Annotated in this window: 27 protein-coding genes; 5 read left to right on the top strand and 22 right to left on the bottom strand. The window is 61.0% G+C overall.

Annotated features, from left to right (window positions below; translation table 11 throughout):
• Positions 1–98: 98 nt before the first annotated feature.
• The 15 genes from BUB78_RS05530 to BUB78_RS05460 form a co-directional block, all read right to left on the bottom strand.
• Positions 99–524: a c-type cytochrome gene (locus BUB78_RS05530; RefSeq protein ID WP_073195877.1), complete on the bottom strand. Its 426-nt coding sequence runs from the start codon at positions 522–524 to the stop codon at positions 99–101.
• 108 nt (positions 525–632) lie between these two features.
• The gene (locus BUB78_RS21110) at positions 633–914 is read right to left on the bottom strand and encodes a copper-binding protein (protein WP_139279262.1); all 282 of its coding nucleotides are present in this window, start codon (positions 912–914) and stop codon (positions 633–635) included.
• Between the two features lie 24 nt (positions 915–938).
• Positions 939–1,478, bottom strand: a complete 540-nt coding sequence (locus BUB78_RS21105) for a cupredoxin domain-containing protein (protein ID WP_073195875.1) — start codon at positions 1,476–1,478, stop codon at positions 939–941.
• A 17-nt stretch (positions 1,479–1,495) separates the two neighbouring features.
• The gene (locus tag BUB78_RS05515) at positions 1,496–2,851 is read right to left on the bottom strand and encodes a multicopper oxidase family protein (RefSeq protein ID WP_073196217.1); all 1,356 of its coding nucleotides are present in this window, start codon (positions 2,849–2,851) and stop codon (positions 1,496–1,498) included.
• A 13-nt stretch (positions 2,852–2,864) separates the two neighbouring features.
• A complete protein-coding gene (locus BUB78_RS05510; RefSeq protein ID WP_073195873.1) occupies positions 2,865–4,337 on the bottom strand; it encodes a TolC family protein in 1,473 nt (490 codons plus the stop codon).
• Positions 4,334–4,567 (bottom strand): hypothetical protein, encoded by a 234-nt coding sequence (locus BUB78_RS05505; RefSeq protein ID WP_073195871.1) that lies wholly within the window; start codon positions 4,565–4,567, stop codon positions 4,334–4,336. Before BUB78_RS05505 ends, BUB78_RS05510 begins: the two co-directional genes overlap by 4 nt.
• An 84-nt stretch (positions 4,568–4,651) precedes the next feature.
• Positions 4,652–5,056 (bottom strand): hypothetical protein, encoded by a 405-nt coding sequence (locus BUB78_RS05500; protein ID WP_139279261.1) that lies wholly within the window; start codon positions 5,054–5,056, stop codon positions 4,652–4,654.
• Between the two features lie 51 nt (positions 5,057–5,107).
• Positions 5,108–5,620 carry a VPLPA-CTERM sorting domain-containing protein gene (locus BUB78_RS05495; protein WP_170865028.1) on the bottom strand — a complete coding sequence of 171 codons (513 nt, stop codon included), beginning with the start codon at positions 5,618–5,620 and terminating at the stop codon, positions 5,108–5,110.
• Between the two features lie 508 nt (positions 5,621–6,128).
• Complete coding sequence (locus tag BUB78_RS05490) at positions 6,129–6,797, bottom strand: fumarate hydratase C-terminal domain-containing protein (RefSeq protein WP_073195865.1); 669 nt, start codon at positions 6,795–6,797, stop codon at positions 6,129–6,131.
• A complete protein-coding gene (locus tag BUB78_RS05485) occupies positions 6,794–7,267 on the bottom strand; it encodes a CoA transferase (protein WP_073195863.1) in 474 nt (157 codons plus the stop codon). Before BUB78_RS05485 ends, BUB78_RS05490 begins: the two co-directional genes overlap by 4 nt.
• On the bottom strand, positions 7,264–8,220 hold the full coding sequence (locus BUB78_RS05480) for a fumarate hydratase (protein ID WP_073195861.1): 957 nt from the start codon (positions 8,218–8,220) through the stop codon (positions 7,264–7,266). Before BUB78_RS05480 ends, BUB78_RS05485 begins: the two co-directional genes overlap by 4 nt.
• Positions 8,217–9,980, bottom strand: a complete 1,764-nt coding sequence (locus BUB78_RS05475) for an L-aspartate oxidase (protein WP_073195859.1) — start codon at positions 9,978–9,980, stop codon at positions 8,217–8,219. The genes BUB78_RS05480 and BUB78_RS05475 overlap by 4 nt, the downstream gene beginning before the upstream one ends.
• Positions 9,981–9,982: 2 nt before the next feature.
• Positions 9,983–10,324, bottom strand: coding sequence for a succinate dehydrogenase, cytochrome b556 subunit (gene sdhC, locus BUB78_RS05470; protein ID WP_073195856.1), 342 nt, complete (start codon positions 10,322–10,324; stop codon positions 9,983–9,985).
• Positions 10,321–10,653: a succinate dehydrogenase gene (locus BUB78_RS05465; RefSeq protein ID WP_073195854.1), complete on the bottom strand. Its 333-nt coding sequence runs from the start codon at positions 10,651–10,653 to the stop codon at positions 10,321–10,323. The genes sdhC and BUB78_RS05465 overlap by 4 nt, the downstream gene beginning before the upstream one ends.
• Positions 10,646–11,380: a succinate dehydrogenase/fumarate reductase iron-sulfur subunit gene (locus BUB78_RS05460; RefSeq protein WP_073195852.1), complete on the bottom strand. Its 735-nt coding sequence runs from the start codon at positions 11,378–11,380 to the stop codon at positions 10,646–10,648. Before BUB78_RS05460 ends, BUB78_RS05465 begins: the two co-directional genes overlap by 8 nt.
• A 581-nt stretch (positions 11,381–11,961) precedes the next feature.
• On the opposite strand from BUB78_RS05460, the gene BUB78_RS20250 reads away from it, so the two are divergent.
• Positions 11,962–12,153 carry a hypothetical protein gene (locus tag BUB78_RS20250; protein ID WP_139279260.1) on the top strand — a complete coding sequence of 64 codons (192 nt, stop codon included), beginning with the start codon at positions 11,962–11,964 and terminating at the stop codon, positions 12,151–12,153.
• 36 nt (positions 12,154–12,189) lie between these two features.
• Positions 12,190–12,456 carry a hypothetical protein gene (locus tag BUB78_RS05455; protein ID WP_073195850.1) on the top strand — a complete coding sequence of 89 codons (267 nt, stop codon included), beginning with the start codon at positions 12,190–12,192 and terminating at the stop codon, positions 12,454–12,456.
• Positions 12,457–12,961: 505 nt separating this feature from the next.
• On the opposite strand, the gene glnT is transcribed toward BUB78_RS05455, so the two are convergent.
• The 6 genes from glnT to fabA form a co-directional block, all read right to left on the bottom strand.
• Positions 12,962–14,269: a type III glutamate--ammonia ligase gene (glnT, locus tag BUB78_RS05445; protein ID WP_073195846.1), complete on the bottom strand. Its 1,308-nt coding sequence runs from the start codon at positions 14,267–14,269 to the stop codon at positions 12,962–12,964.
• 67 nt (positions 14,270–14,336) lie between these two features.
• Positions 14,337–15,359: an FMN-binding glutamate synthase family protein gene (locus BUB78_RS05440; protein WP_245813365.1), complete on the bottom strand. Its 1,023-nt coding sequence runs from the start codon at positions 15,357–15,359 to the stop codon at positions 14,337–14,339.
• 90 nt (positions 15,360–15,449) lie between these two features.
• Entirely contained in the window at positions 15,450–15,719 is a 270-nt protein-coding gene (locus BUB78_RS05435; protein WP_073195844.1) for a hypothetical protein, read from the bottom strand.
• Positions 15,720–15,778: 59 nt separating this feature from the next.
• The gene (locus BUB78_RS05430; RefSeq protein WP_073195842.1) at positions 15,779–16,570 is read right to left on the bottom strand and encodes an enoyl-ACP reductase FabI; all 792 of its coding nucleotides are present in this window, start codon (positions 16,568–16,570) and stop codon (positions 15,779–15,781) included.
• Positions 16,571–16,577: 7 nt separating this feature from the next.
• Entirely contained in the window at positions 16,578–17,807 is a 1,230-nt protein-coding gene (gene fabB, locus BUB78_RS05425) for a beta-ketoacyl-ACP synthase I (protein ID WP_073195840.1), read from the bottom strand.
• 25 nt (positions 17,808–17,832) lie between these two features.
• Positions 17,833–18,342 carry a bifunctional 3-hydroxydecanoyl-ACP dehydratase/trans-2-decenoyl-ACP isomerase gene (fabA, locus tag BUB78_RS05420; RefSeq protein WP_073195838.1) on the bottom strand — a complete coding sequence of 170 codons (510 nt, stop codon included), beginning with the start codon at positions 18,340–18,342 and terminating at the stop codon, positions 17,833–17,835.
• 175 nt (positions 18,343–18,517) lie between these two features.
• Here fabA and irrA point away from each other — a divergent pair, with 175 nt between their 5' ends.
• Genes irrA through BUB78_RS05405 form a run of 3 tightly spaced genes read left to right on the top strand, consistent with a single transcriptional unit; the run spans position 18,518 to position 20,787 of the window.
• Positions 18,518–18,934 (top strand): iron response transcriptional regulator IrrA, encoded by a 417-nt coding sequence (gene irrA / locus BUB78_RS05415; protein ID WP_073196215.1) that lies wholly within the window; start codon positions 18,518–18,520, stop codon positions 18,932–18,934.
• Positions 18,931–19,779 (top strand): phosphodiesterase, encoded by an 849-nt coding sequence (locus BUB78_RS05410; protein ID WP_073195836.1) that lies wholly within the window; start codon positions 18,931–18,933, stop codon positions 19,777–19,779. Before irrA ends, BUB78_RS05410 begins: the two co-directional genes overlap by 4 nt.
• 18 nt (positions 19,780–19,797) lie before the next feature.
• The gene (locus tag BUB78_RS05405; RefSeq protein WP_073195834.1) at positions 19,798–20,787 is read left to right on the top strand and encodes an NADPH:quinone reductase; all 990 of its coding nucleotides are present in this window, start codon (positions 19,798–19,800) and stop codon (positions 20,785–20,787) included.
• Positions 20,788–20,899: 112 nt separating this feature from the next.
• Here BUB78_RS05405 and BUB78_RS05400 read toward each other — a convergent pair whose 3' ends face one another.
• Entirely contained in the window at positions 20,900–21,328 is a 429-nt protein-coding gene (locus BUB78_RS05400; RefSeq protein WP_073195832.1) for an FKBP-type peptidyl-prolyl cis-trans isomerase, read from the bottom strand.
• Positions 21,329–21,501: the final 173 nt, after the last annotated feature.

Genomic DNA, 21,501 nt, shown 5'->3' with positions numbered 1-21,501 from the left:
GGTTCATACCCTACGCAGCGGAGGGCCGCTATCTCACCTGTGCGAATGGGACAACGTCCTTACCGCCCTGTTTTGCACTCAGCCGGAGCCGATCCTTATCAGTTGATACCGTTAAAACGCTGCAAGTCCCGAACATAGGCGACGATCATTGTAACATCGGCGCGGGTTACACCCTTGATCGGGGGCATATCCCCAAAAGGCCAATGATGGCCACGCACGCCAAGTGCGGCTGCGCGTTGAAAGGCCTCATCGCCATGATGGGACGGCTCATAGACTTTATGAACCAAAGGTGGGCCGACACCGTGCTTTCCGGCCGCGTTGTCTCCGTGGCAGTTTGCGCATTTCGCCTGATATGCGGTTTTTCCAATTGATGCATCCGGCGATAGTGTTTCCGGCAGCCGTACCGACGCGATTGCACCGGCTTGACCTGCGGCTGGCGCAGGCGTCGGTTTTGGGGGCTGAGCAAGGAAATAGGCCGCAATACCGACAGCAACAACTCCGATGAAAATGATGGGTTTTCGCATATGGAAATCCTCTTTCTGCGTTGATTAGATGGCCGGGTAATTGCGGTGGCATCGCCCATCCGGGTGGCGGTTTGGGCGCACATTCATCCTGCGCCCAAAAGCTGTTGCCTATTTCAGGTCGGTGACGGTCAGCTTTCCATTCACCCGGTCCGCGACGAATTCGATATCGTCGCCGGGTTCAAGCTGTTCGAACATGGCCTCGTCGGCGACGCGAAAGACCATGGTCATCGCGGGCATGTCCAGATTGACCAGCTCTTCGTGAATTATGGTGACCTTGCCCGCATCAGGGGCCACTTTCTTGACGACGCCCTTGGTAAAGACCGGCTCTGCGAAGGCACCGGTTGCGGTTGTGATCGCAAAGCCCAGAAGGGTGGATTTGATGAGGTTCATAGCGTTTCCTTTCGGGTTATGGGGTCAATTAGACGTCACATTGAGCGGGCCATGCATGCCCATTTCCATGTGGCCCGGTATCAGGCAGGCAAAGTTGAATTCGCCTGCATTAGCGAAGGTCCAGATGATCTCGCCGTTTTCGCCGGGAGCCAGGCGCACCGAATTGGGATCATCATGTTCCATCTCGGGGAACTTCATCATCAGCGCACGGTGCTTTTCGTTATTGGCGAAGGTATCCATGACAAACTCATGGTCGATCTCACCGGCATTGGTGATCTTGAAATGAACGGTCTCGCCTTCGGCAAACATCAGGTCGCGCGGTTCAAAAAGCATATCGCCATCGGCGGTTTCCATCATGGTAACCGTGACGATGCGATCAATTTTCGTCGTGTCGCCCGTCATGCCGATCTGCATCATGTCCATATGACCCGCGCCATGGCCGTGACCGTCTTGCGTTTTCATATGACCTGCGTCGTGGCCGTGGCCGCCACCATGGGTTCCGGCGGCGAATGCCAGACTTGCCGATACTGCCAGGATGCTTGTCGTCAGGATAAGTTTTCTCATTGTGTCTCTCCGTTGATTCAGGATTTCCGCGCCGTGTCCGGGCGGGGTGTCAGGATGGTTTGAGCTTTTTCATTAGAGGTGAATTCCGGCAACTCGCCGGTCCATTCATAGGCCTCGGTGCCGGGCGGGTTCTCGTACCAGCCGGGATCGGAGTAATCGTTCGCCTCGATGCCATCACGCACCTTCACGACCGAAAACATGCCGCCCATTTCAATCGGCCCATGCGGACCCCAGCCGGTCATCATCGGCACGGTATTGTCGGGGATTTCCATAGACATTACAGCCATATCCGCCATGCCCGCAGTGCCCATCGGCATATACTCCGGCTGATGTTTGCGGATCATGTTTGTGAGCGCGCGTTTGTCTGCCCCGATGAAATTGGGCACGTCATGGCCCATGGCGTTCATCGTGTGATGTGACTTGTGACAGTGGATCGCCCAATCGCCGGGATGAACCGCGTCAAACTCGTAGGCGCGCATCGCGCCGACGGGAATGTCGATCGACACCTCGGGCCAACGCGCCTCGGGCGGAACCCAGCCACCATCGGTGCAGGTCACCTCGAAGTCATAGCCATGCATGTGGATCGGGTGATTTGTCATGGTCAGATTTCCGACGCGCACGCGCACCCGGTCGCCAAGGCCCACCACCAGCGGGTCGATATCGGGAAAGACCCGGCTGTTCCAGGTCCAGAGATTGAACTCGGTCATCGTCATCACACGCGGAATATAGGTGCCCGGATCAATGTCGAAGGCGTTGAGCATGATGCAGAAATCGCGATCCACCGGCATGAAGGTCGGGTCTTTGGGGTGGACGATGAACATGCCCATCATCCCCATTGCCATCTGCACCATTTCATCGGCATGCGGGTGATACATGAAGGTGCCCGATTTCACGAGATCGAACTCGTAGACAAAGGTTTTGCCGGGCGGAATGCCGGGATGACTAAGCCCGCCGACGCCATCCATGCCCGAGGGCAGGATGAGGCCGTGCCAATGCACCGTGGTATGTTCCGGCAGCTTGTTGGTGACGAAAATGCGTACCCTGTCGCCCTCGACCGCCTCGATCGTGGGGCCGGTGGATTGGCCATTATAGCCCCAGAGATAGGCGGTCATGCCATCGGCAAGCTCGCGTTCCACCGGCTCGGCGACCAGATGGAATTCCTTGACGTTGCCGTTCATGCGATAGGGCAGCGTCCAGCCATTGAGCGTGACCACCGGGTTATAGTCGGGACCGGAATTGGGCCTGAGCGGGGCTTGCGTGGAGGCATTGTCCATCACCGCCGCCTCGGGGAGGCCCATATTTTGGGATTTTGCCATTGCACCGGTGGCCATCAGGCCCGCGCCGGCAGTGAGAAGTTGACGTCTGTTCATCATCTTATGTTCCTTTTCAATGCCCGCCGGAGCCGTCACCGGCCACCGATGCCTGAGTATCACCACCGCTGCCCGCGCCACCGCCACCGCCGCCATGCACTGCGGCCACAAGATTGGCCTCGGCCTGCCAGAAGTCGCGTCGTGCACTCGCCTCGGTCAGGTTGGAATTCAACCGCGCGCGGGTGTCTGCCAAAAGCTCGAATGTGTTGGTGATCATGCCGTTGTAAGACAGCAGCGCCTCTTCCTCGATGGTCTGGCGCAGCGGCAGAACCGCATTGCGATAGTGACGCGCGATCTGGTGCGTTCCGAGGTAAGACGCATGGGCCGCGCGCGCCTCGGAGCGCACATTCACCGCCCGTTCGGCGAGCTGATGCGCCGCCAGCATATAGGCCGCTTCGGCCCGTTTCAGGCGCGCCTTGCCGCTGTCGAAAATCGGGATCGCGAAATCAAGCTCGACCTGTGGCGTGGTCTTCGTTTCGATGCCGCCGCCGTCATTCTCGCGTTCCAGTTCGGCCCCGACCACCAGTTCCAGATCGGTGACGTATCGCGTCGCTTCGGTCATTCCGCGCGCTTTTGCCATGCTGTCCAGATCAAGCCGCGCAATCGCCAGGTCGACCCGCGACTTGAGCGCATCGCGCTCGATATGCGGGCGGCTTTTCACCTGTCCGGGCAGGCGTGGCAGGGCATTGGGCACGAAATAAGTCACGTCCTGCCCCCAAAGACCCATTTGCCGGGTCAACGCCTCTTTCGCCAGCGTGGCGGCAAGTTTGGCCTGTGCCCGCTGGCCGGTCAGCTCGGCGTAGAACGCATGTTCGCGCGCCTGATCGGCCTTGTTGAGATAGCCGGTATCGCCAAGCCGTGCCGCCAGTTCCGACGCGGCATCGGCGGTTCCCTGGGCCTCGCGGATCAACCCGGCGGCCTCGAAGGCGGCCACGGCATCGACCCAGGCGCGCCGGGTATCGACCGCAACGCTCAGGGTCTTCTCGACCGCAGTAAGCTGTGCCTGACGAAATTTGACATCCGCCGCGTGGCTGCGGCCCTCTTGTGTGAACGCCGCCAGCAGGTTGTTGGCAATCACCCCCTCGATGGAGCGGAACGCCCCGACCCCGTCAGCATTGATCCCAAGTACCCCGATGGAAACCACCGGATTGGGCATCATGACGGATTGCCAGGCCTCGGCCGAGGACACGCCCAGCTGCGCATAGGCCGCCTGAAGGCCGCGATTGTTCAAGAGCGCCACTTGCACGGCGGTATCCGCGTCAAGCGTCTTGCCCTGAACCATGGCATGCACGCGCTTGGCATTGGCCTCGATCGCGGGGACATCCATCAAAAGGGCGGTGTCCTTGCCCAAGACCTTGCGCCCACTGTCGGAAACCGGTGCAAACGCGGCTTTTGGATCGGCAAACTTTGCCACCTGCTGTGGCGAGGTACAGGCCGAGATCAGCAGGGCCACGGACAGCGCCAGCCCTGATTTGCGGGATACTCTCATTCGTGAGCCCCCTTGTGATCGGGCGATTGCCGCTCATTCAGTTCGCGCCAGGAGGCGGGCCCTTTGATGGCGCGCGCTGCATAGCCGGTCAGCAGCGAAGGCGAGCTGGCATGGCTATGGGTGGCCTCAGGGGTGGCGGCGGCTGCCAATCGGGTTGGCGCTTGCGGCTCGGTCACCGCGCCACAGGCCGCAAGGGCTATGGGAAAGCCCAGAACAATATAAAATTTCATGATTTTTCCTGATCGATAGAACGCAATGCAGGACAATCACGTCAACCGTGCGTCCCGCTCATTCAGATCCGGCACAGCCGGAGATCAGGTATTTGGAGGCCTCAAAAGGCTATCGGCGCGCTCAAGCGCCACAAGCTCTTTCTCGTTCGACGCGATTGCCGCAGAAAGCAAAACAGAGATCGCAAAAGCCCCGTGCGACTCATAGGCCACAGCCGAGCAGGCATGCATCATGCAGGTCTCGTGGTCATGATCAGATGCCGTTTCGCCGCTCGTCGCGGTTTGGTGTGTGTGATCCATGACCATCGGCGCGGTTTGTGTCGCATCTGATGCCGCATGCGCGCATTGACCTTGATGCATCACGCTATTTGAGGCCATCGCCATACCATTCGCCGCCATCGCCATGATCAGGCTCAGCAGGAAGGTTTGAAATATGGTCCGCAAATTCATCATTCCTTTTAGATAGGCTGCAGATCTTGAGGATGCAAACAAAAACGGGCGACCGAAGCCGCCCGCATGTTACTTTTAACGAGCGGTGCTGTGTCAGGCGGCCTTGCGACGGCGGGCAATGAAACCCAGACCGCCAAGTGCCGCCAGCAACAAAGGCATCGCCGCTGGCAGCGGCACCGCCGAAAGCGAGTAGCGGGCAGAGTCGAATTCTTCAAAAGCCCCTGAAAAGAAAGTCGAGCTGATGTACACTGGCGCACCGAATGTATCGGCAACGGAGATCAGAAAACCCTCACTGCAAGCGCTGCTGTCGCAGGCAAGGAACTCTGTCGCCAACCCATCAAAGCTCAGGATTCCGCTTCCATCTGCGGCACCGAGTGTCGACGCCGAAAATCCCAGCGGCCCAAAAGATAAACCGTTGAACGCCGCATCGCTTACCGACGCCACGTTCACCAGATTGGCATCGCCTGAATTCACAGCCCCTTGGACTGTGGCGGTCACAACATCGCCGGATCCCAACGTATACTCAAGGTTAAACGTCGCCGCATCAGCGATCCCGCCAAACATCACAGTCAACAGCCCCGCCGCGATAAATGAATTCCTGATCATTGGCTTTCCCATTCCTAAACTGACGTTACTCTAAGTGGAATGCGGATACGTCTAGCATCGTGCAGTTGTGCGCCGCGATCAAGCCTTTTCGCAAGGCGTTCCCGGGCAGTCGACAGGTCCAGGGAAAGACACCTGTCAGGTCGGTCGCTGTTTGGGTCAGACCAAACCGGGATGCCAAGCGGCACCAGACCTGATTGGGTTGCGTAATTGACACGCCTCGACGCAACGAGGGATCAAAGCTCAGATTGGTTCCATCCCCGAGCGTAAACGGCCGCTGTTGGTCGGTTCCTGAATTTTGCCGATGTTATAGGAAACGCCGTCGGTCAGGATATAGTCCCTTTCGTCGAACTCACCATCATCCAAAGCGGCTGAGCTTACATTATCAAGCACACCAAGAAGGTATCCGGCGGCTTGCGAACAGGTCGAGGCGGTGCATTGGCAGGACTGAAATGCGGCGCGATAGGGTGAGCGGGGTGGCCCGCCAGCCCTGACGGGCCGTCTCGCGGGGTTAGCCGATAACTTCGTCGGAGCGGTCATCGGTTTCGCCATAGCGCTTGAGTACCGCCGGGCGGGTGCCCTCGTACACCCGGTCGAGATTTTGCACGATCTTGGCGTTTTCGCGCTCGAACAGGCAGTTGCCCTCCATGTCCGAGGCGACGATGAAGGGCCCCATGCGGTTGCAGCGGATCACCCACATGGCCTGGGCCAAACCAAGCTCGTCTTGCCAATGCACGGCCTCGACCTTTTCGATGCCGCGGCCCAGCAAAGCGCCGGTGCCATAGCCGACGGTCGAGAGGTAGACCGCGCCGTTGGGCACGAAGTATTCCTTGTAGTCCCTGGACGACATGCCGCCCTTGCCGATGATCAGTTTCGCGCCGGTCTTGGCGATCCATTCCGGCAGCCATTTGGCGAAGCGGAACGAGGCGGTGGCGGTCACCGCGCCCATGTCAAAACTACCGTCCTCGCGAATGGCGGCGGCGGGGGAGCAATGGAAATTGGCGGCGCTCTGGCTTGGCAATTCCATCGGGATATTCGCCTGTTCTTCGAGCGCGCGCATGTAGACGCCCTCGCGCGCCGTATAGAGCAGCCCGTCGAGATAGACGATATCGCCAAGCCGCAGATCGGCGATGGCCTCTGGCGTCGGGGTGGTGCTCAGGCGGACTTCGCGCACTTTCATCGGGGGGCCTCCTGTGGGGTAAGGGTGGCGAGGATCTCGGACGTGTCGCGCCCGCATGTCGGAGCCGGGGCAAGGGTGCGCGGCGCCCAAGGCGCGCGAAACGGCAGCGCGGGCGCGCGCAGGCTGTCGTAATCGACTCCAAGGCGCTCGGTCACGCCGGGGCGAAAGTTTTCGGTCACGATATCGGCGGTGGCGGCGAGATCGAGGAAAGTGGCGCGCCCGGTGTCGGATTTGAGATCAAGCACCACGGATTTCTTGCCGCTGTTCTGGCTGAGAAAGGACGCGCCAAGACCTTTTGCGCGCATGTCCGGCGTGCCGCCGTGGGTGCGGACGAAATCGTCGCTGTCGGGGCGCTCGACGCGGATCACCTCGGCGCCCATCAGGGCCAGTTGCCCGGTGGCATAGGGCCCGGCCAGCACATGGGTGAGATCAAGCACCCGAAGGCCGGAAAGGGGGCCGGTGGCGATCATTCGGCGGCGGCCATCTCGGGGTGCCACTCGATGGTATCGCGGCGCTGATAATCGGTGAACCATTCAGGATCGGTGCGGTATTCGACGCGCCCGTCGGCATGCACCCGCGCCACCGCGCGACGTGACGAGAGGCAGAAGGCATGCACCGACATCTGCATGCCGCCAGTGTGGCAATAGCCGACCTCGATATTGCAATCGATCACCATATTCTTGCCGACAAAGCCCATGGCGCCCATGCCGATGGAATTGCCTAGCTCTTTGAATTCATCCTCAAGCGCGGCGATCTTGGGGTCGGGGTTGCGATCGCCGACCACCCGAAGACAGGCGGCGCGTTTGCCAAGCACCATGCAGGTATCCTTACACCCGCCAAGGCCGATGCCGATGATCGCCGGCTGGCAGGCAAGACCGCGTTTGCCAAAGGCGACAAGGCTATCGAGATAAAAGCGTTTGATGCCCTGAATGCCGTCGCTCGGGAACAGCATGCGGTAATCGGTGCCGAAAAGGCCGCCCTTGTGAACGGTAATGAGGTCGATCCATTCGCCGCCCGGTTCATAGCCGTATTCGATCTCGGGCGCGCCGATGCCGACGTTGTTGTTGTGATCGGTGCGCCAGAGCGGATGCACCCGGTTGGGCCGCAACGGCACGCCGTTGGTGGCATTGGCGGTGGCGCGGCGCAAAGCGGCCTCTAGCGCGATGGGGCCGCCTTCGATCTGCGTTTTGTTGCCCATCTTGACGTACCAGCGCGGGGTGCCGGTATCGCCGCACATGGCGCGGCGGTCTTCCTTGGCGGCCTGATAGTTTTCAAGCATCGCCTGCAGGACGAAAGACGACAGATCGCCATCCTCGGTTTTGGCGGCGGATTTGAGACCCGAGAGGTAATCGTCGGGGATCTCGATGGCGGCCTTGTCCATCAGGGTTTCGGCGGTCTTTTGAATGAGGTCGATGGAGATCATTGTGCAGCTACCAGTGTTTCGGGTTCGCCGTCGGGCAGGATGGTCTCGCCGGGGCGAACGATGCTGAAATCGACGGGGTCGCGGCGCACGGCGAGGTCGCCGCCGGTTTGCGTCACGACGGTGAAGTAAGACGCATCAAGGTCGCCCTCGTCGGGGAAATCCTCGCGGTAATGCGCGCCGCGGGAATTTTCGCGTTCAAGGCCGGCCAGGGCGATGGCCTGAGATATATCACAAAGCGAGCGCAAATTCAGCCAGTCATGCCATGTCAGGTTGAAGGCGAGGTTGTCGGAGGCGACGCCGACCTCCATGAGCGCATCCGAAATATCGGCAACGCGGGTCTGTGCGCGCGTGAGGCCGGTTTCGGTGCGCAACACGCCGACATCTTCCCACATCGCCTCTTGCAGGGCGTGGCGCAGGGGTTGGACAAGATCGGGCTTGCGGGTGAGCGGGTGCAGGGCGCGGTCAACCTCGGCCTGCAACGTTGTGGGGCAGGGGTCGCGCAGGGCGCCCATCTTGCGAATGTCGGCGCCCATCGTGTCGCCCGCGACGCCGCCATAGACGGTGGAATTGGCCACGCCGTTGCCGCCAAGACGGTTGGAGCCATGCGCGCCGCCGGCATCCTCACCGGCCACGTAAAGCCCTTCAAGCGCGGTGCGGGTATCGGCATCAACCACCACGCCGCCCATGAAGTAATGCGCGGTCGGCACCACCTCGACCAGACCGGCGGCGAGATCAAAGCCGCTGTCGGCGCAGCGTTTGACCATGCCGGGAAACTTGGCGCGCACGTTGTCGGGGCCAAGATGCGCCATCGAGATGAACACGCCGCCATTTTCCGAGGTGTTGTTCTTGCGCATCTCGGAATAGATGCCCCGGCTGACCACATCGCGGGTGGCGCGTTCGCCCTTTGGGTCGTAATCGAACATAAAGCGGTTCTGTGCACCGTTGAGCAATTGCCCGCCCGCGCCGCGCAGACCCTCTTCGAGGACGGTGCCGGTCATCCGGGTGTGATCGCCCGCCAGAAGACCGGTGGGATGAAACTGCACCATTTCCATATCGCGCAGTTCAAGCCCGGCGCGCAGGGCCATGGCAAGGCCATCCATCGTCTTGTCGCCCGAGGGGGTGTTATATTTGTACATGGTCGGGCCGCCGCCCGTCGCCATCATCACCGTCTTGGCGCGCACAAGGCGAAAGCGGCCCGTGCGCATGTCGATGAACAGGACCCCGGCAAGCGCGCTTTTGTCCGCCGTCGGGATAAGGCCGATGGCGCGGTGTTCCTGAAGCTTTTCAACCGGGCGCGACAGCACCTGTTCCATCAGGCGGCTGATGATCTCGATCCCCGTAAGGTCGCCCTTGTGCACGGTGCGATCCGCCGTCTGCCCGGCGAAGGCCTTCTGGTGCAGGCTTCCGTCCGGATTGCGGTCAAAGAAACAGCCGACTTCGTTCTCAAGCTCGCGAATGCGCACGACCGCCTGTTCGCAAAGCTTCCAGGCCATATCCTGATTGGGGAGCCATTTGCCGCCCCGGATTGTATCCATGAAATGCCGCTCGACGGTATCACCGCCGCCAAGCGCCACGTTATAGCCGCCCTGCACCATCCGGGTGCAGCCGCATTTGCCGATCAACCCCTTGACGGCGATGGTGATGCGGGTGCCCGGCGGTGCGGATTGCTGGGCGTGAAGGGCCGCGAAAAGCCCCGCGCCGCCGGTGCCGATGATCAGGATATCGGTGTCATGGCGATCGATCTCTGTGGGGGAGGCCATGGCTATATCGCTTTCAGGAAAAAGGTGGTAGAGATCAGGAAAGCGACGCCAGCCGCCCCCGCCGCCAGGGTCTTCTGGCGGTCCGACCAGGGCAGGAATTCAAGCGCCAAAAGGCGAAGACCGCCGAACATATGCACCGCAAGCAGGAAGACGAGGCCGAACTCGGCCAGCTTGACCAGAGGCATTTCGGCGAAGGCCAGAAACCCGTCAAGGCGCGCAGGGTTGGTCAACGCCTGTGACAACAGCCAAAAATGCGCGGGCAGGAACAGCGCAAGGCCAAGGCCCGAGACCCGGTGCAACACAAAGGCAAACCAAAGCGGATGAGAGCGGGCAGGGGCCTTCATGGCACGGTCACCACGAAAACGGCGCTGAGGCCAAGAAAGAGCAGGGCGGCGCAGGCGCCCCATGTGAGGAGCGAGAGCGCCGCGCCTTTGAGGGCGAGCCATTCATGCGCGATCACCCGCAGGCCGATGGCGGCGTGGATCGAAACGGCAATGACGAAGAGGCCGTAAAAGGCGAACCAAAGCGCGCTGCCCTGTGTGCGCCCAAGGATTTCGGCGGTGCTTAGCCCGCCCTGAATGGCATAGATCATCACCGCGAGGTGGCCCAGAACCAAGGGCGCCATCACAAGCGCGGTGAGCCGTTGCAGCATGTAAAGACGCAGATCAAGCATTGCGTTTACCCTTGAAAAACGATTTCGCGGTTTCGCGTTTCAGCCCGGCAATGGCGCGCATCGGGTTAAGGTCGTTGGGGCAATATTGCGCGCAGCTTCCCATCGAGTGACAGTTGTGACAGCCCCCGGTGCCCGAGACCGCGTCAAGGATGCTCTGACGGCCATCGTCGCGGCTATCGTTCAAAAGGGTCCAGGCGCGTTGCAGGGCGGCGGGGCCGAGATAATCGGGATTGCCCGCCACCGTGTCACAGGCGGCATAGCAGATCGCGCAGTTGATGCATTCGACGCCAAGATCGGCCTCGGCGCGGGTGGCGTCGGTCGGGTCGATGGGTTCAATCGGGTCATGGCGGGTCTGGCTTGGGTGATGCTGGGCCTCGGCGGCGGTCCATTTGTCAAAGAACGGGTCCATGTCGGCGGCCAGATCCTTGATCACCGGCAGATTGCGCAGCGGCTCGATCAACAGCTTGCCGTCGGGCGCGACCTTTTTGATATGGGTGCGGCAGGTCCAGCGCGGGGTGCCGTTGACCATCATCGCGCAAGACCCGCACATGCCAACCCGACAGGCAAAGCGATAGCTAAGGGTCGGATCGGCGAACTGCTGAATCCACGAGACCACATCAAGCACGGTCTGGCTTGCGTGGGCGGGGACCTGAAAGCTGTCATAGCGCGCGCCACGGGTGGTGCCGCGATGGACGGTGACATCAAGCGTTTCTTGGGCGGCGGTCACGGGCGGGCCCCTTTTCGGGTGGGTGTCTGGCTGTGACCTTGGTTATAATTATCAGCTAAGCTAACCAAAAGGAATAAATGCTAATGGTATCTGTAAGCTAAGGTATCAGGAGCGGCAAAGAGGGGCTGATAAGGGAGAGGGTAGAATGCTACGGTAACGGCCCTTACCGGACCTTGTTGCAGAGCGCAGCTAACGGCACGTAAGAGTCCTTCTGCAATGGTAACAACATGGAGCCAACGGGCCTTCACATGGTGCCCCATCAAAAAAAGGCATCGCCTGGGGATGAGGCGAGCTTGGGCGCGGTCCTTTTGGACGCCGCCAAGAGAAAATTGCGCACCTGACAACCATAGCGTGAATGTCAGGGCCAATGTGCATAAAAACTCGACTTGGTCACGGAATCGTGTCTAATCGTCGCACGATCTTGCTAAGCGGCAACTGACCCGCAGAGATGAAACCGGAGCGTCGGCCCGGGTATTTGCGCCTTACGACCAAACGACATTAACGCATGCGCGACACGCAATGGCCTGTCCGCTCAATAATAATTGCCACCACAAAGGTGGGTGGCTAAGGGGTTGGAATAAATGAAATTATCACCGGTATTGGCTCTGTTTTTATCCATGGCGTCAAGACTTGGCGCCGCATGCGTCAGGCTTGGTTTCGTCGCGATCGTATTTTTCGGCCCGGCGGCTTATGCGCAGACTATACCCGAAGGGTTCGACCCGGAGGCAAAAACGGCACAAGAGGAATTTTTCTGCGGGGTAGAATTTGACTGAAAGCTTAACGGGCTGTGCAACGCATTCTGTACTGCCATGGATTGCGATTCACTCGACGCCGACGCGAGTGTCAATGCCTGCTTGAAAATGCAGACCAAGATTGATCCGTTGCTGGAGGCACACAACACCGCAAACGCAACCAATTTCGAAATCAGAATGGCCGACTTGCTTGGTGGTTCAGACGGAAACTGCGGCGAAGCCCCCGAGGAGCCTTTAGTTTGTGATTTCCCCAAAATCATAGCCTGTTTCCGTGAGGGCAAACGTTGTCGCGCTGGTGTGTGCGAAGCCGCTCCGGAACGGTGACTGCGGGCCTGCGACATTAATCGAATGTCGTGACATATCCAGAACACCGGTCGCTTGGCCGGTGTTTTGCGTTGACCTGCATCCAGATGTTGGCCTTGCGGCCTGCCAAAGGCAGGCGGCAGTTCCACCCTGAGACCTGCAAGTTTGTTGTGCGCGGCGGTCATCTGCGTCCGACGCCCCCGATGGCGGTTTCGTCCGCATTGCAGACCTCTATGCAGATTGCAGCGAAGGTCCGCTGTCCGCCGCTATTTCTGAATGCTGCGGTTGCAGCTGACTTGATCGCAGGGCTGTGGTTATGGGCGGGAAAGTCTGCGGCTTGTCAGTTCGTGCGGGTGTAAGATTAAGAGGTGTTTTCTGATGAAAACATCTGCCAGCTATTTGATACAGGTCTGCGCCCTCTGGCATCAGACCCCCAAAGGCGGGTGCAGATAAAAAACTGCGCCGGTCGCAAGTGCGATACCGGCGCAGGTGCCCCGCCCTCGGGAAAAGGTGGCGGGGGAGGGACTTAGATATCGAGTGTGTTTTCGCGTTCCCAGTGAGAGAAATGCGACACGAAGGCATTCCATTCCTGATGCTTGAGCTTCATGAAGGCGGCTGAAAACTCATCGCCGAGGGCGGATTTAAGCGCGCTGTCCTGATCGAAAAAGCGCAGGGCGTCGAGCATGTTGAGGGGCAGGGGCGGCGCATCCTTGACGGTGTGGCCGTCCTTGTACATGTCGATATCAAGCCGCTTGCCGGGGTCGGCCTTGCTGTTGATGCCCGACAGACCCGCGGCGATGATCACCGCCTGCATGAGGTAGGGGTTGGCCGCGCCATCGGGAAGGCGCAATTCAAACCGCCCGGCGCCGGGCACGCGCACCATATGGGTGCGGTTGTTGCCGGTCCATGTCACGGTATTGGGCGCCCATGTGGCCCCCGACATGGTGCGCGGGGCATTGATGCGCTTATAGCTGTTGACGGTCGGGTTGGTGATCGCCGCAAGCGCCGAGGCGTGTTTCATGATCCCGCCAAGGAAATGCCAGCCGGTGTCGGACATGCCAAGGTCGTGGGTGCCGTCGGTAAAGAGGTTGGTCTTGCCCGCCTTGTCCCAGATCGAGATATGCGCGTGACAGCCGTTGCCGGTCAGCCCCTGAATGGGTTTGGGCATGAAGGTGGCGCGCAGCCCGTGTTTCTCGGCGACGGATTTGACCATGAACTTGAAGAAGGAATGCTTGTCGGCGGTGGCCAGCACATCGTCGAATTCCCAGTTCATCTCGAACTGGCCGTTGGCGTCTTCGTGGTCGCTCTGATAGGGGCCCCAGCCCAGATCGAGCATGTAATCGCTGATCTCGGCAATCACGTCATAGCGGCGCATGATCGCCTGTTGATCGTAACAGGGTTTCTCGGCGGTATCGAACTTGTCCGAGACCTCGACCCCGGTGGGATCAAGCAGGAAGAATTCCGCCTCGATGCCGGTCTTGATGGTCAGCCCCATATCGGCGGCGGCTTTGATCTGGCGCAAAAGCACGTTGCGCGGCGCCTGCGAAAGCTTGGCGTCATCCATCACGCAATTGGCGGGCACCCAGGCGACCTCGGGCTTCCAGGGAAGTTGGATGACCGCCTCCGGGTCAGGCACGGCAAGCATGTCGGGATGCGCCGGGGTCAGGTCAAGCCATGTGGCAAAACCCGCAAAGCCGGCGCCGTCCTTTTGCATGCCGGCAATCGCCTGGGCGGGGACCATCTTGGCGCGCTGCGCGCCGAACAGATCGGTGTAGGATACCATGAAATATTTTACGCCGTTCTCGGCGGCGAATTGAGCAAGATCCTTGGCCATGTCTTTGCTTTTCCCTGTTGTCGTTCATTAATTGGCCCCCGGACATCTGTGCCGGGGGCAGGTGTGTTCAGAACCCGCCCTGACCGGGGATCCACGTGGTGCCGGCAAGCGGCACGCGCGCCATTGCGGCCGCTTCCATCGTCAGCGCGCAGAGGTCTTCGGGTTCAAGGTTGTGCAGGTTGTTGTGACCGCAGGCGCGCGCGATTGTCTGGGCCTCAAGCGTGAGAACGGCCAGATAATTGCGCAGACGCCGACCCGCCGCAACCGGATCAAGGCGCGCCGAAAGGGTCGGGTCCTGGGTGGTGATGCCGGCCGGGTCGCGGCCTTCGTGCCAGTCGTCATAGGCGCCGGTGGTGGTGCCAAGCGCGTTATACTCGGATTCCCATCGCGGATCGTTGTCGCCAAGTGCGACCATGGCGGCGGTGCCGATGGCAACTGCATCCGCGCCAAGCGCAAGCGCCTTGGCCACATCGGCCCCGGTGCGGATGCCGCCCGAAACCACAAGCTGTACCTCGCGGTGCAGGCCCATGTCCTGAAGCGCCTGAACGGCGGGGCGGATACAGGCCAGCGTCGGCAGGCCGACGTGTTCGATGAACACGTCCTGGGTGGCTGCTGTGCCGCCTTGCATGCCGTCGAGAACCACCACATCGGCCCCCGCCTTGACCGCCAGAGTGGTGTCATAATAGGGCCGCGTGCCGCCGATTTTCACATAGATCGGCTTTTCCCAGCCGGTGATTTCGCGCAGTTCGAGGATCTTGATTTCAAGATCGTCGGGGCCGGTCCAATCGGGGTGACGACAGGCCGAGCGCTGGTCGATGCCCTTGGGCAGGGTGCGCATCTCGGCGACCCGGTCGGTGATCTTTTGCCCCAGAAGCATGCCGCCGCCGCCCGGCTTGGCGCCCTGACCGATCACGACCTCGATCGCATCGGCGCGCCGCAGGTCATCGGGGTTCATGCCATAGCGCGAGGGCAGCACCTGGTAGACCAGCGTTTTGGAATGGCCGCGCTCTTCTTCGGTCATGCCGCCGTCGCCGGTGGTGGTCAAGGTGCCCGCAAGGGTCGCGCCACGGCCAAGGGCCTCAGGGATCACATGTTTCTTACGCAGTCCCGCACGAAAATGCGCCGCTTGGCTGCTGCCCCTCGCGGGGATCGCGCGATCCGCGGCAGTCCTTTGCAGGCTTTATTTGTCCGTCGCACTCACCGCTGGCCCGGACAGGGCGGTCAGATAGGATTGCGCCACGCCAGAGCGTTCAAGCCGCTCGTTGGCGCGCCCTGCAACATCCTTGAGCATGGCATGCGCTTTGGGCGACAAAGCCGGCTCCTGCCAGATTGCTGCGCCGACACAGCCGATCATCGCGATCCGCACTGGCCAAGCCCAAAAGCGGGCCCGTTTGGCGCGGGCCTGATAACGTTCTTGTCGCTGGGGGGTACTATATCTTTGGGTCATCATGCGAATGAGGTATTATCGCATAATGGCATTTTTTGGGCCGAAAACGGTCCGTTTCGGACTTACAGGTTGTCGGCCTGCGGCATGCCAAGCACGTGATAGCCACCATCGACGCGAATGATCTCGCCCGAGGTGCAGGCGCCCGCATCCGAGGCCAGGTAAACCGCCGTTCCGCCAATCGCCTCAAGCGTGGCATTGGCGCGCAGCGGCGCATTCTGCTCGGTATGCTTGAAGGTCTTGCGCGCGCCGCCAATCGCCGCGCCGGCGAGGGTTTTCATCGGGCCGGGGCTGATGGCGTTGACGCGGATGCCATCGGGACCAAGGTCATTGGCCAGATAGCGGGTCGCCGCCTCAAGCGCCGCCTTGGCCACGCCCATCACGTTATAGCTGGGCACAACCCGGTTTGATCCCTGATAGGTCAGTGTCAGCAACGTGCCGCCGTTTTCCTTCATCAACGGGTGCGCCCGGCGCGCCACTTCGATGAAGGAGTAACACGAGATATCCATCGAGTTTTTGAAATTCGCCCGACTGGTGTTCAAAAACCGGCCGGTAAGCTCGGACTTGTCGGAAAACGCAATCGCATGCACGACAAAATCAATCGTCGGCCACCGCGCGCCAAGAGCCTCGAACGCGGCGTCCAGCGATGCATCATCGGTCACATCCACATCGACCATGAAATCCGACCCGACACTTGCCGCCAGTGGCTCCAACCGCTTGCCAAACGCCTCACCCTGATAGCTAAAGGCCAGTTCGGCCCCGGCCTCATGCAGCGCGCGGGCAATGCCCCAGGCGATCGAGCGGTCATTCGCCACCCCCATGATCAGCCCGCGTTTGCCCTTCATTGACGTGTTCATATATTTGTCATCCGTGATATTTGCTCAGAAGCATCGAGCCGTTTGTGCCGCCAAAGCCGAAACTGTTGGTCATGACCGTATCAAGCCCGGCATTGTCCACCCGCTTGGTGGCGATTTCTGCCGGGTTCAGCGCGGGATCAAGCGTTTCGACATTGATCGAGGGAATTATGAAATCATGTTCCAGAGCGAGCAGGCAATAAACCGCCTCTTGCGCGCCGGTGGCGCCCTGGCTGTGGCCGGTCATGGATTTTGTCGAACTGATCGGCGGGGTTGCCCCCTGGCCGAAGACGCGGCGCACGGCCTCGACTTCGCCGACATCGCCGACCGGCGTGCTGGTGCCGTGGGCGTTGATATAGCTGACCTTGCGATCGGTGCTGAGCTGGCCAAGCGCAAGCCGCATCGCGCGTTCGCCGCCCTCGCCCGAGGGGGCCACCATGTCGTGCCCGTCGCTGGTGGCGGCATAGCCGGTCACCTCGGCGTAAATCTTGGCTCCGCGCGCAAGCGCATGATCCAGCTCTTCGAGCACAAGAATGCCGCCGCCGCCGGAAATGACAAAGCCATCACGGCCCGCATCAAAGGCGCGGCTGGCCTTGTCGGGGGTGTCGTTATATTTGCTGCTCATCGCACCCATGGCGTCGAACAGGCACGACAGGGTCCAGTCAAGCTCTTCTCCGCCGCCCGCAAACATCACGTCCTGTTTGCCCATCATGATCTGTTCGGCGGCATTGCCGATGCAATGCAGGCTGGTCGAACAGGCCGAGGTGATCGAATAGTTGATGCCCTTGATCTTGAACGCCGTGCTCAGATTGGCCGAAATCGTCGAACACATGCATTTGGGCACCGCAAAGGGCCCGATCCGCTTGGTCGCGCCGCTGCTCAGAACCGCCTGATGGGCCTGAAGCATCGCGCTTGTCGAGGGCCCGCCCGAGCCGGCCACAAGACCGGTGCGCGGATTGACGATATCGCTGTCCTCAAGCCCGCTGTCGGCAATCGCCTGCTGCATGGCGATATGGGCATAGGCCGCGCCCGGCCCCATGAAGCGCAGCGCGCGTTTGTCGATATGCTCGCTCGGGTCAATATTCACCGCCCCGGCGATCTGGCTGCGAAAGCCGTGCTCGGCCATCGCCTCATTTGCGGTAATACCCGACCGCCCCTCCTTGAGCGAGGCCAGCACCTCTTGGGCATTGTTCCCGATACTGGAGACAACTCCCAGACCAGTCACCACAACTCGACGCATTTGCGTACTCCTTTTTCCGCGAGGCTTAGTTTTCCGACAATGCAACCTTCATGTCACTCACCTGATAGATGACCTCACCATCGGCCTCAACCCGGCCGTCGGCAACCCCCATCGTCAGGCGGCGGCTCTGCACTGCTTTTGTGAAATCCACGTAATAGGTCAGCATCTTGCGGTCCGGGCGCACCATGCCGGTCAGTTTGACCTCGCCCACGCCAAGCGCATAGCCGCGCCCCTTCCAGCCGCGCCAGCCAAGGTTGAACCCGGTCAGCTGCCACAGGCCATCAAGGCCGAGACAGCCGGGCATGATCGGATTGCCGGGGAAATGGCATTTGAAGAACCACAGATCAGGGTGGATATCGAATTCGGCCACCACATGACCCTTGCCATGCGCACCGCCGTCGCCGGAAATCTCGGTGATGCGGTCCATCATGAGCATGGGCGGTTCCGGCAATTGCGCATTGCCCTCGCCAAACAATTCCCCGCGCGCACATTTCAGCAAGTCGTCGCGATCAAAGCTGCTAGGATAATCGGCCATTCAGGCGGCCCCCTTTTATTTTCCAAACCCTGTGTTAACAAACCCTCTATCATCGGGCAAAAGGCGCATGCAAGCCTGCGACGTCATGCCCGCCCAAGGAAACGCCTGTGATTTTTATTTGAATTCAGCCCCGACCCACCTCTATATTACCCAGGAACACGGGAAAGACGGAAAAATGACAGTGCAAGCGACCAACACCGCAACGCAGTGGCTTTCGGGCGCCGGGCTTCGCCCGACACGACAGCGTGTCGCGCTTGCCACGCTTCTGGTCGGCGATGGCCAGCACCGCCATGTCACTGCGGAAAGCCTGTTTGCCAATGTTCAGGACATGGGCGAGAGCGTCTCTCTGGCCACGGTTTATAATACGCTGCGCGCGTTTTGCGAGGTCGGCCTTGTGCAAGAGGTAACGGTTGACGGCTCAAAAAGCTATTTTGACACCAACACCCATGATCACCCGCATTTCTATTGGGAAGACACCGGCACCCTGTCGGATGCGCCCGCCGATCAGCTCAAGATCACGCAGGTGCCTGACGCGCCAGAGGGCGCCGAGATTGCCTCGGTCGATGTGGTCATCCGCCTGCGCCGGAAATGACAGCCGACAGGGCTGAGTCGACACAGACAGGCAACACCCGGACAGGCGATACCCGGATCATCTGGCTGAGCGATCTGCATTTTGAAGAATACGGCACGGTTCTGGGCCACGATCCGCGCGCGCGGCTGGATGTGACGATTTCCTTTATCAACAAGAACTATGGCGCTGCCGATCTTTGCCTGATCTCGGGCGATATGGTTGAAACCGCCACACCCGCGAATTACCGCGCGCTTGCCACAGAGCTTGACCGGCTTGCTATTCCTTGGTGGCCGATGACCGGCAACCATGACGACCGCGCGATGGTTCCTGAGCATCTAGGCCTGCCGGATGGCGCGATGCCCGGCTTTGCGCAATATGCGATCGAGCTGCCGCAGGCGCGCGTTCTCTGCCTTGACAGCCTGAACCCCGGCGTGGCCTCTGGCCTGCTTTGCGCCGAACGGCTTGACTGGCTTGAACGCGCGTTGCTGGCAAACCCCGACAAGGCAACCCTCGTCTTTCTGCATCACCCGCCGATGGCCCTCGATCTGCCGATGCTTGACCCGGACCGGTTGGAAAACGGGGCCGCGCTTCTGGATCTACTGGCGCGGTTCCCGGCGGTGCGCCAGCTTTGTTTCGGGCATGTGCATCGCCCGGTCTCGGGGCATATCGGCCGGATCGCCTTCAGTAGCCTGCGCTCGGCGCTCTACCAGGCGCCACCACCGGTGCCGACCTGGAATTGGGAGAGTTTCACGCCAGCCGCCGAGGCGCCCGACCTTGGGATCATCACCCTGCACGACGATCAAACCAACATTGCTTTCCTGCCGTTCTGCGCCGTCAGCTTAGGCGTGAACGGTGTCCCCCACTGACAAAAAGGCCCCTCTGACATGCGCGCAATTTCCTATTCAGCCTTCGGCCCCGCAAGCGATGTGCTTGGCCTGATCGAGATCGACACCCCAAGCCCGGCACCGGGCGAGGTTCTGGTACGGCTTCATGTCTCGGGGGTGAACCCGTCGGATGCCAAGGCCCGTGCCGGTGCGCGCCCCGGCGTGACCAAGCCCGCCTTTGATCGAATCATCCCCCATTCCGACGGCGCCGGCGTGATCGAGGCGGTCGGGAGCGGCGTTGACACCGCCCGCATCGGCGAGCGGGTCTGGATCTGGAATGGTCAGTGGCAACGCGCCCATGGCACCGCCGCCGAGTATATCGCCCTGCCTGCGACTCAGGCCGTGCCCCTGCCCGAGGCTATGAGCTTTGACGCCGGCGCGACACTTGGCATTCCGGGGCTGACAGCGGCGCACACGGTGTTTGGCGGCGGCGATGTGGCAGGGCAAACCCTTTTGATCTCAGGGGGGGCCGGTGCGGTGGGCCATAACGCAGTGCAACTGGCCCATGGCGCAGGCGCCCGCGTGATCGCAACCTGCTCTGCGGGCGCGGTCGAGCGTGTAAAGGCGGCGGGCGCGGATCAGGTGTATGACTACGCCGATCCCGACCTTGCGGCCAAGATCATCGAGGATACGGAGGGCAAGGGCGTGGAGCGCGCGATCGAGGTCGAGTTTGGCGAAAACGCGGCGCTCCTCGGCGAGGTGATGGCCCCCAATGGCACCATCGCCGCCTATGGCTCGGGCCGCAACATGACGCCGGTGCTGCCGTTCGGGCCGTATTTGTTCAAGGCGATCACGATTGATATCACGCTGATCTACATTCTGCCCGATGCGCCGCGACAGGCCGCCATCGCGCGGCTGCACAGCGCCTTGGCCGATGGCAGCCTGACCCCGGCCATTCACGCCCATTACCCGTTAGAGGAGTGCGCCGCCGCGCAGGATGCAGTGATGACACCGGGGCGCGCCGGTGCGGTTCTGCTCGACATCGCCTGACGCGCAACCGCCAGATTTTTCGCCGAAAAATCTGGCCCGGAAACCGCAACGCGCGCCGTGGATGGTCCACGGCGCGCGTTTTTTATCGTTGTGCCAATTGGCAAACGCGCGTTCAGGCGATCTCGACAAGCTCGATGGCAAAGGTCAGATCCTTGCCCGCCAGCGGGTGGTTGGCGTCCAGCACCACCTGTTCTTCGGTCAGCTCGACCACGGTGACCGGCATGACCTGCCCCTGGGGCGTCTGAACCTGAAGCTGCGTGCCTACCTCAAGCGGGATATCGGCCGGAATTTCGGCGCGCGGCACGGCCTGCTGGGCGTTGGGATCGGAGTGGCCATAGGCCTGATCGGCGGGCACTTCGACGGTTTTCTTGTCGCCCACGGTCATGCCCGGTATCGCCGCGTCAAGGCCCGGAATGATCTGGCCCGAGCCGACCGCAAATTCCAGCGGATCGCGGCCTGCGCTGCTGTCAAAGGTGCTGCCATCGGCCAGCGTACCCGTGTAATGAATGCGAACGGTATCGCCCGATTTAACTTGCGTCATGAAATATCCAATCGTGATGGGGGGATGGGTTTTAAAGGCCGCGCATCGCGCGGGTGCTTTGAGTGATGCGCAAACCTAACCACCCCTGCCACGATTTGCAAACCGATCCTGATTTGCCCGCGGGCCGGTCACGTGGGCGTTATGCGACAGGGCCTTTCCACCCCTGAAAATCC

Origin of the sequence: Roseovarius marisflavi (assembly GCF_900142625.1) — a bacterium.
Taxonomy (GTDB): Bacteria; Pseudomonadota; Alphaproteobacteria; order Rhodobacterales; family Rhodobacteraceae; genus Roseovarius; species Roseovarius marisflavi.
Note: the sequence above shows the minus strand (reverse complement) of the source record. Positions and strands in the feature narration are given on the sequence as shown.